At 47.7% G+C, this 8,980-nt stretch carries 8 protein-coding genes and 1 pseudogene; 4 read left to right on the top strand and 5 right to left on the bottom strand.

Annotation, left to right across the window (positions count from 1 at the left end):
* The first annotated feature begins 111 nt into the window (after positions 1–111).
* From IR141_RS04615 to ubiD, 3 genes and pseudogenes are all read left to right on the top strand, one after another.
* On the top strand, positions 112–408 hold the full coding sequence (locus tag IR141_RS04615) for a helix-hairpin-helix domain-containing protein (RefSeq protein WP_135034493.1): 297 nt from the start codon (positions 112–114) through the stop codon (positions 406–408).
* A 258-nt stretch (positions 409–666) separates the two neighbouring features.
* Positions 667–1,046, top strand: a pseudogene (locus IR141_RS04610) (transposase); the annotation flags it as partial.
* A 118-nt stretch (positions 1,047–1,164) separates the two neighbouring features.
* Complete coding sequence (gene ubiD, locus IR141_RS04605) at positions 1,165–2,643, top strand: 4-hydroxy-3-polyprenylbenzoate decarboxylase (protein WP_135034488.1); 1,479 nt, start codon at positions 1,165–1,167, stop codon at positions 2,641–2,643.
* 339 nt (positions 2,644–2,982) lie between these two features.
* Here ubiD and rplT read toward each other — a convergent pair whose 3' ends face one another.
* The 5 genes from rplT to IR141_RS04580 form a co-directional block, all read right to left on the bottom strand.
* Positions 2,983–3,339, bottom strand: a complete 357-nt coding sequence (gene rplT, locus IR141_RS04600) for a 50S ribosomal protein L20 (protein ID WP_135034487.1) — start codon at positions 3,337–3,339, stop codon at positions 2,983–2,985.
* A 12-nt stretch (positions 3,340–3,351) separates the two neighbouring features.
* Positions 3,352–3,549 carry a 50S ribosomal protein L35 gene (gene rpmI / locus IR141_RS04595; RefSeq protein WP_135034486.1) on the bottom strand — a complete coding sequence of 66 codons (198 nt, stop codon included), beginning with the start codon at positions 3,547–3,549 and terminating at the stop codon, positions 3,352–3,354.
* 143 nt (positions 3,550–3,692) lie between these two features.
* The gene (gene infC, locus IR141_RS04590; RefSeq protein ID WP_194198376.1) at positions 3,693–4,256 is read right to left on the bottom strand and encodes a translation initiation factor IF-3; all 564 of its coding nucleotides are present in this window, start codon (positions 4,254–4,256) and stop codon (positions 3,693–3,695) included.
* A 111-nt stretch (positions 4,257–4,367) separates the two neighbouring features.
* Positions 4,368–6,992 carry a DEAD/DEAH box helicase family protein gene (locus IR141_RS04585; protein ID WP_135034485.1) on the bottom strand — a complete coding sequence of 875 codons (2,625 nt, stop codon included), beginning with the start codon at positions 6,990–6,992 and terminating at the stop codon, positions 4,368–4,370.
* Positions 6,993–7,018: 26 nt separating this feature from the next.
* On the bottom strand, positions 7,019–8,602 hold the full coding sequence (locus IR141_RS04580; RefSeq protein ID WP_245231724.1) for a site-specific DNA-methyltransferase: 1,584 nt from the start codon (positions 8,600–8,602) through the stop codon (positions 7,019–7,021).
* Between IR141_RS04580 and IR141_RS13370 the strand changes: the two genes are divergently transcribed.
* The gene (locus tag IR141_RS13370) at positions 8,534–8,794 is read left to right on the top strand and encodes a hypothetical protein (RefSeq protein ID WP_228068160.1); all 261 of its coding nucleotides are present in this window, start codon (positions 8,534–8,536) and stop codon (positions 8,792–8,794) included. The two genes, IR141_RS04580 and IR141_RS13370, sit on opposite strands and share 69 nt — an antisense overlap.
* Positions 8,795–8,980 lie beyond the last annotated feature (186 nt).

The following is an 8,980-nucleotide window of genomic DNA, read 5'->3' as shown; positions in this document are numbered from 1 at the left end:
GAAAAGTATTTGAAAAACGGGACCCATCGTTTATGATGAATGCAGTACCGGACAGATGAGGGAAGAAGGGCGGTACCGCCACAATATTCATTACGGAGCAAAACCATGAAACTGAAACTTTATTTATTGGGTATCTTGAGCGCGATAACCCCGACGCTGTTGCTGGCGGCGGTAAACATCAACACGGCAACGGCGGAGGAGCTGAAGGCGCTGCCGGGGATAGGGCCCTCGAAGGCTGCCGCGATAGTGGAGTACCGCAGTCAGAACGGCAGCTTTAAAAGCGTGGACGATTTGAAGAATGTGAAAGGGATAGGCGAAGGGATTCTGTCCAAGTTGAGGGAGGAAGCAACGGTAGAGGGCAAAGCAGCGGGGAAAGCGCAGCCGGCAGTGAAGAAACCGGCCAAGTAGGAGACGGGCGGCACACCGGCCTTTGTTCTGCCTGTGAACAGCTGTCTCCCAAAACAGGATCTCCCCGCTTCTCTTTCTCCCCATACGGCAGCAGCTGCCGTATGGGTTTTGTTTATCCGCAGAGTCTGCCGCGGGCAGTGCGCCGGCGCAGCAGGTACAGGACCGCCAAACGGTGCAGGCATACATTTGGTTCTGAAGGTAGATTAGGTTTTTTTAAGGGGGGCTGACGTAGATTAGCGCTCATGACAGGCTGCTAAAATGAAGATAACAAACTGTAAATTAAGTAAAAAAGCACAGAAGACACTACTCGGATATTTTGTGCCGGAAGTTACCGCCGTTCGGCTGCCGATGTCTTGGGTATCCGGCCCAACACCGCCATACTCTTTTACCGCAAAATCCGCCTCGTCATCAGCCGTCATTCGGCCTTGGAGGCCGATCAGGTTTTTGAAGGTTCCGTAGATGAGAGCTGCTCCGGCGGTAAGCGCAAAGGAAAACGCGGCACAGGAGCCGCAGGCAAAGTGGTGGTTTTCGGTATCCTCAAACGTGGCGGCAAGGTTTATACCGTGGTCGTGGATAACGCCAAAAAAGAGAGTTTGTTGCCTGTTATTACGAAGAAAATCATGCCGGACAGTGTGGTAATCTAGTACGGTTCCAAGTTTTGTTATAATAACTACCTTTTCAGCCCGTATTAGGCTGGTCGTTTGAAACGGTTTGTAATTTTTTCAGACGACCTTAGGTGGTCTTAAAATAATGTCAATGAAATATAATGACTTGCGAGACTTTATTCAAAAGCTCGAACAAGAAAATAAGCTAAAACGCATCAGTATACCGGTTTCTCCATATTTGGAAATGACCGAAATCGCTGACCGTGTATTGCGCACAGAAGGGCCGGCTTTGCTGTTTGAAAATGCAGTATGCGCTAATGGTGGCCGCTATGATTTTCCCGTATTGGCCAATTTATTCGGCACACCGGAACGGGTTGCGATGGGTATGGGCGCGGACAGTGTGGCCAAGCTGCGTGAAATCGGCCAAACGCTGGCTTACTTGAGAGAACCCGAGCCGCCCAAAGGCATTAAAGATGCATTTTCCAAACTACCTCTGTTGAAAGATATTTGGAGTATGGCTCCGAATGTGGTGAAAAAAGCACCGTGTCAGGAAATTGTTTGGGAGGGTGATGAGGTTGATTTAAATAAACTGCCGATTCAGCACTGCTGGCCGGAAGATGTTGCGCCGTTGGTGACTTGGGGTTTAACGGTAACGCGCGGCCCGTATAAAAAACGTCAAAATCTCGGTATTTACCGCCAGCAGCTTATCGGCAAAAACAAATTGATTATGCGTTGGTTGGCGCATCGCGGCGGTGCCTTGGATTTTCAGGCTTATAAAAAAGCGTATCCGGGTATTCTATATCCGGTTGCGGTGGTGTTGGGCTGCGATCCGGCCACCATTTTGGGAGCAGTAACGCCGGTGCCGGATACTTTGAGTGAATATCAGTTTGCTGGCTTATTGCGCGGATCGCGCACCGAATTGGTGAAATGTATCGGCAATGATTTGCAAGTGCCTGCACGCGCGGAAATTGTGCTGGAAGGTGTGATTCATCCTAATGAAACTGCGCTGGAAGGCCCTTATGGCGATCACACCGGTTATTACAATGAACAAGATTACTTTCCCGTGTTCACAGTTGAGCGCATTACTATGCGCGAAAATCCGATTTACCACAGCACCTATACCGGCAAACCGCCTGACGAGCCAGCCGTGCTGGGCATGGCGTTGAACGAAGTGTTTGTGCCGCTGCTGCAAAAGCAGTTTCCTGAAATCATTGATTTTTATCTGCCTCCCGAAGGTTGCTCCTACCGTATGGCAATAGTCAGCATTAAAAAACAATATACAGGCCATGCCAAACGCGTGATGATGGGCTGCTGGAGTTTTTTGCGCCAGTTTATGTATACCAAATTCATTGTGGTGGTAGACGATGATGTAAACTGCCGTGAGTGGAAAGAAGTAGTGTGGGCAATGACCACCCGAATGGATCCGGTACGTGATACGGTATTGATTGAAAATACACCGATTGATTATTTGGATTTCGCCAGCCCCGTTTCCGGCCTCGGCGGTAAAATGGGTTTGGACGCTACTAATAAGTGGCCGGGAGAAACTGACCGCGAGTGGGGCAGAGTCATCAAGCGCAGTGCCGACACGGTGGCCAAAGTCGATGCCATGTGGCACGATTTGGGGTTGTGATTGGACAGTTTGTTGCACGGCTGTAAGGGGTAAAGCATATTCCCAATCGTTTGCTTTGCATCGGCAATCAAGTGTATTGCCGGTGAAGCATAAAGCAAAACAGAATATACTGCATTATTTGCTTCTGTGTTATTCACTATATATAGCCAAGCTACTTTGAGGGTGGCAACAGTATAGGCTTACCTTGATGCCACTACTTGCGCTATCTGGATCAGCCGCCTTATCACTTCATTTATAGCATACAAAGCCGTCTGAAAACCAATATCCGTTGGTTTTCAGACGGCTTTTAAAATAAAAAAAGGAAACCGCAGTTTCCTTTTGAAATTCAAATATTGGGGCTTAGGCTAACGCGGCTTTGGCTTTTTCTACCAGTTGGGCAAAAGCTGCTTTGTCAAATACAGCCAAATCAGCCAAAACTTTACGGTCAATTTCGACAGCAGCACGTTTGAGGCCGTTCATGAATTTGCTGTAAGACAGGCCGTTTTCACGGGCACCCGCGTTGATACGCACAATCCACAGTTGGCGGAATTGGCGTTTGCGCTGGCGGCGGTCGCGATAGGCATATTGACCGGCTTTCATTACCGCCTGTTTGGCAACACGATAGACGTTTTTACGGCGACCGCGATAACCTTTGGCGAGCGCTAATACTTTTTTGTGACGGGCATGTGCGGTTACACCGCGTTTTACGCGTGGCATCTTCTATACTCCTTAAGCGTAGGGCAACATTTTGGCAACAGCAGCCAAATCGCGTTCGTTTACCATCGCGGTACCGCGCAACTGGCGTTTGTTTTTGGTGGTTTTCTTGGTCAGAATATGGCGTTTGAACGCATGAGCGCGTTTCACACCGCCGTTACCCAGTACTTTAAAGCGTTTTTTGGCGCCCGACTTGGTTTTCATTTTAGGCATAGGATACTCCATTCACTTATTAGATAAGGCATAAGGGGCTTTAAAACATAGTTTTAAACACTTGAAACCCGGATGCCACGGTTTTTGCCACAGAGTGTCAATCTCTTTACGCGGCAGCTTAAAGCAAGCTTCGGATTATAGTTTTATTTCTTTTTGGGCGCAATCATCATCACCATCTGACGGCCTTCCATTTTCGGAAACTGTTCAACGGTGCCTACTTCAACCAATTCTTCTTTCACCCGCTCCAAAAGTTGTGCTCCCAATTGTTGGTGCGCCATCTCGCGGCCGCGAAAGCGCAGGGTAACTTTCACTTTGTCGCCGTCTGCCAAGAAGCGGTTGATGTTGCGCATTTTGATTTGGTAATCGCCCTCATCTGTGCCGGGGCGGAATTTGATTTCCTTAATCTGCACCTGCTTTTGGTTTTTTTTGGCTTCGTCCCGCTTTTTGGCCTGTTGGTATTTGTATTTACCGTAGTCCATCAGCTTGCATACGGGCGGCTTGGCTGTAGGGGAAATTTCCACCAAATCCACCTCTTGCTCTTCTGCCATAGCCAAAGCTTCTTTGAGTGATACCACACCGAGCTGTTCGCCGGCTCCACTGATTAGGCGCACTTCTTTGGCGGTGATTTCGCCGTTGATTCGTGCTTCGCGTTCTTGTGCGATGATGATGTCTCCTGTATTGGGTTGGTTTTTGCAGCCTTCTGCCATAAAAAACGAAGACTGCAGTTACGTTAAATTCCGCTATTTTAAACGCTTCCTCAGTAACTTGGAAAGCTCATTATCGAGCACACGCTGTTGGTTGTTGCGGCCATATTGCATTTAAGCCAATTCTTCCACTTTTTTTACTGTTCGGTATGCCACTCCGTCAAACACCGCAAAACACCGTGCGGCACATCGGATTTTCTGCTGCTCGGTTTCGCGCAATTTATCCATGTCCACACCTTCCTGTATGCCTTTGCCGGTATTTTTTGTTTCGGCAACGAAATACACTTTTTCCTGGTTTTCCATCACTAAAGCCCAATCCGGGTTGTAGTTGCCGATGGGTGTGGGGATTTTAAAGCACTTGGGCAGCTTGAAATAAAACTTCACGTTTTCGTAGTTTTCGCAATCGAGGGCAAACCGGTTTTCTGTCTCGGAATCCAGTGGGATATAGTCGGCATAAATGGTTTTTTCTCTTTTTTTGCCGTCTTTCTGATTGATTGCAAATGTGTGTTCGTTTTTGAAAAACTCTTTACCGTCTTGCTCCAATTCCTGCCAGCTGGCCAGGCTTTGTTGATAAACCGAATCATCGTATGGCAGCCTGAAATATTCGATGCCCTCCATCATCAAACCGTATAAGGCCGTCTGAATTTTCTCGGTGGCCAAGTCGATAAACCGCTGCGGGTTATTGCCGATTTCGCCGATTCTGCCTGACCGGTGCAGAATCTCGAACACGGTTTGCCGTGTCAGCAGGGTTTTCTTTTGGATTTCGTGCAATACATCGGGAATCTCCCAATCAATATCGGCCTGCTCTGCCCGGCTGCTGCGTTCTTCTCCCCAAATGCCGTCTGTTCGGGTTTGGCGGATTGCCGCTTTCTGCACCATAATCTGCGGTTTTTGCACCTGCGCCATCTCTTTGATTTTTTCACAGGCCGTCTGAATCAGTTTTTCCCGCTCAAATTGCACCGAATAGCGCGTTTTATGCTGCAGTTTTTTCCATATTTCCAAAAAAGCAGGGTCTAAGGTAAAGCCTTTGCGGAAGTGCTGGCGCGTGCGCTTTGCTCTTGGCTTCGCACCGCCGTTGCCAAACTCGATGCCGCATTCGTCTTCATATTCTTTTTGCAGGTTGGCGGCAAAACTTTCGTAGCTTTCATTGGCAACCACGGTGAGAATGTTCACGCCCTCATCGCGCACCCGTTCGCCGCTCTGGTTCACTGCCAAACGCAAACCGCGCCCGATTTCCTGCCGTTTTTTAACCGGTGAACGGGTTTCGTTGAGTGTGCAGATTTGAAACACATTGGGGTTGTCCCAACCTTCTTTCAGCGCGGAATGCGAGAAAATAAAGCGCAGCGGGCTGTTGAAAGACAATAGTTTTTCTTTGTCGCGCATAATCAGATCATAGGTTTTTTCATCGGCCGCGCTGCTGCCGTTAGTGTCTTTATCGCCGTTTTTGTCTTGCGAAAAATAGCCGTTGTGCGCGCCTGCCGCACTTTTGCCCGTTTCGCGCTCATAAATCTCTTCAAACCAGCGTGCAAACTTGCCGCCGTTGCGGTAATTCGCCACCCTGTCGATAAAAAACAGTGATAACACTTTGATACCTTTGGGATTCAGGCGTTTTTCCTTTGCCAGATGCTCTTTGATGGTGCACTCAATCTGCTTTTTCATCACCTCATCGCGCAGGGCATCGCCGCCTTCGCCCAAAGTGATGATTTGGCCGTTAGACAACGCCATCTCTGCGGCTTCTGCATCCAATCTGTTCACAATAAAGCCGTGCCGGTAGCTTTCATTGCCGCCCGATTTGTCAAACAAATCATCACCCGATGCAATAGTTACCGTTTTTTTCTTGGTTTCTTTTTTATCTTGATAATGAATCTCCACTTTAGCCGACAATTTCTTTTTGCCGGGCACAAACCCTTTTAACACCACATACGCGCCGTTTACATCGTTTTTGGCCAAAACCGGCTCGACTTCGATCTGCTTCACCAGCTTCAGGTTGTAAGCCTCAATCGGGTTCAGGCTGTAAATTTTATGATACGGGTTTTTATGTGTGGCAGAATAACGCAATACAAACAAAGGGTTCAGTGCATCAATTGCCTGTTTGGCCAAATCGGTTTCCATATTTTGCGGCTCGTCAATCATCACAATCGGGCGCGTGCCGCTGATCCACTGAATCGGGGCATTGCCGCTTTCGTTCACGCGGTTGATCACATTTTTGTCTTTGTTAAACGCATCGATGTTCATCATCAGAATTTCAATATGATGGTTCACGGCAAAATTGCGCAGTGCATTCAAACGTTCGCTGCTGTACACATGAAATTGGAAAGCGGGCTTGTCGAAGGCCGTCTGAAAATGCGCCGTCATCGCGCGTATGCTCTGCACCACACCCTCGCGAATCGCCACACTCGGCACCACAATCACAAATTTTTTCCAGCCGTATCGGCGGTTCAACTCAAAAACCGTGCGCAGATAAACATAGGTTTTGCCCGTGCCCGTTTCCATTTCCACTGAAAAATTCAAGCCGTGCTCGCCGATTTGCGTCTCGGGCTGCTTGAACGCTTTTTGCACTGCATTCAGATTGCGGCCGATTTCGCTGTGCGGCAGATGCAGACGGTTGGCCACCACCGGCGATGCTCCGCCTGCGTTCAATTCAAACAATTGCTTGTGGTTTGGCTCGCCTTCAAACAGGCGCACCACCGCGCCCACCGCATCGGCCTGATATTGCTGGTGTTCAAATTTAAGCTGCATGATTCAAAATCCTTTTTCAGACGGCCTCAAAGCGTTTCAAATGCCACGCCGGCATCTTTGCACTGTAAAGCAGCATTGGTTTTCAGCGCATCGTTGCCGTTAAACGCCTTGTCCAAAGCAAACACCTTTTGCGGCGATTGCGCCAATATCTGATACAGCAAAGCCTCGTTTACCGTTTCCAGCAGCAGCGCGGTTTTGCGCAAGCCTGCCGCATCGTTGAGCCATACGGTGCCGTCTGAAAACTGCATCGGGTCGGTAAGTTGGAAGCCTAAACGCAAGGCGAGTTCGTAGGCCGTCTGTTCCGTGGCTGCATCAGATTTCACCACATCGCGGAAGAGTTCCAGCTCTTTTTGCAGGCTTTCCGCATCGCGTTTTTCGGGGTTGCGCCATTGTTTGAACGCGCTTTCGGCCAGTTTGAACACCTTAAAGCCCGTATCTGTGCTTCGGCCTGCTTTCAGGCCGTCTGAAACTTGTTTGCCTGCACGGCGGATGCGTTCTTTGGCGATTTCGGCGATATTGGCAAAGCCTGCTTTGCGGGCTTCGGAATGTTTGGCGGTTTCTTCGGGAAGCTGTATGCAGATATAGCGGCGGTTGCCGCCGTCTTCGGCGTTGAGCTGCATCACCGCGTGAGCGGTGGTACCGCTGCCTGAAAAGAAATCTAGAAAAATTTCACCATCATTTTTTGAAAATAGGCTGCTTCCTTGAATTAATTCTTTAATTAAACTAACTGGTTTTGGATAATCAAAGAAATTATTTAATTCAATATTTTTTAAATCAGATTCTCCATTTTTATTTAAGTGTTTAAGAATACTGTAAAATTTACTCCCATCTTCATCAATTTTGCGTAATCTGCCAACAATATGATTTTGACCTTTTGGAATTAATATATACTCCCCATTGAGAATTCCTGTATCAATTTCTTGTTTTTTATCAATACCTTTAATTTTCTCAATTTCTTCGTATAATAACGTTCCATATTTTCCAAATTCTTTTCTTAACCAATCTTCCTCTATCCAATATTCAATGCCATCTCTTTGAATAACCTTCCCACGAATATCTTTTGGTTTAAAAATTCCTTTGAAGCAAGGAAAATTTTTAGTATATACAATTAAATTGTCATGCCCTTTAATTACTCGTTTTGCCAATCCTCCACCTTCTGAACGAATAACAATCATATCTGCAAAAAAATTCTCTGCCCCAAACACTTCATCACACAGCAGTTTCAATTGCGCCTGTTCGTTATCGTCAATCGAGATAAAAATCACACCGTCTTCGCGCAAAAGCGTTTTGGCCAGATGCAGGCGCGGCAGCATCATGGAGAGCCAGTTGCTGTGGTAATGGCCGTTGTCTCTGCTGTTTTTGCGCCATGCGCCCTGGAATACGCCGTCCCGTTTCAGGTAGCCGTTTTGGTCTTTGTCGCCGATGCGGCGGGCGTATTCTTCGCGAGTTTCGGAAAATTTATCGGGATAAATAAAGGCATCGCTGCCGGTGTTGTACGGCGGGTCGATATAGATCATTTTCACGCTGCCTGCATAGGATTTTTGCAGGATTTTCAGCGCTTCCATGTTTTCGGCTTCGATAAACACGTTTTGCGTGGTGTCGAAATCCACGCTTTCGCTTTTGCAGGGAACCAGGGTATTGAATGTCGGCGTTTGCAGGGCGCGGTAGGCGGCGGTTTTGCCCGCCCAATTGAGATGATAGCGTTCGTTGTCGGCGCAAAGATTGTCTTCGCCGAGAACCAGTTTGAGTTTTTCCCAGTCGATTTGGTTTTCGCAAAACACTTCTGGAAACAGAGATTTTAGTTTTAATAGGTTGTTTTTATTGTAATTATTTTCTAATTCGTGTATAATTTCGGTTCGGTTCGGTTCGGTTCGGTTCGGTTCGGTTCGGTTCGGTTCGGTTGCCATGACTTTACCCTTATCTTTGTGTTTCAAGAAAATATAATAAACCACTTGCTTTGATGCGGCGTTGCTGCTTTTTGCCCCATT

Source organism: Neisseria sp. 19428wB4_WF04 (genome assembly GCF_015235335.1).
GTDB lineage: Bacteria > Pseudomonadota > Gammaproteobacteria > Burkholderiales > Neisseriaceae > Neisseria > Neisseria musculi.
This window is presented reverse-complemented; position numbering and strand designations above follow the sequence as displayed.

Excerpts from the sequence above, each read along its gene's own strand:
- ubiD (WP_135034488.1), top strand. The coding sequence starts at position 1,165 with ATGAAATATAATGACTTGCGAGACTTTATTCAAAAGCTCGAACAAGAA.
- IR141_RS04585 (WP_135034485.1), bottom strand. The coding sequence starts at position 6,992 with ATGCAGCTTAAATTTGAACACCAGCAATATCAGGCCGATGCGGTGGGC.
- rplT (WP_135034487.1), bottom strand. The coding sequence starts at position 3,339 with ATGCCACGCGTAAAACGCGGTGTAACCGCACATGCCCGTCACAAAAAA.
- rpmI (WP_135034486.1), bottom strand. The coding sequence starts at position 3,549 with ATGCCTAAAATGAAAACCAAGTCGGGCGCCAAAAAACGCTTTAAAGTA.
- infC (WP_194198376.1), bottom strand. The coding sequence starts at position 4,256 with ATGGCAGAAGGCTGCAAAAACCAACCCAATACAGGAGACATCATCATC.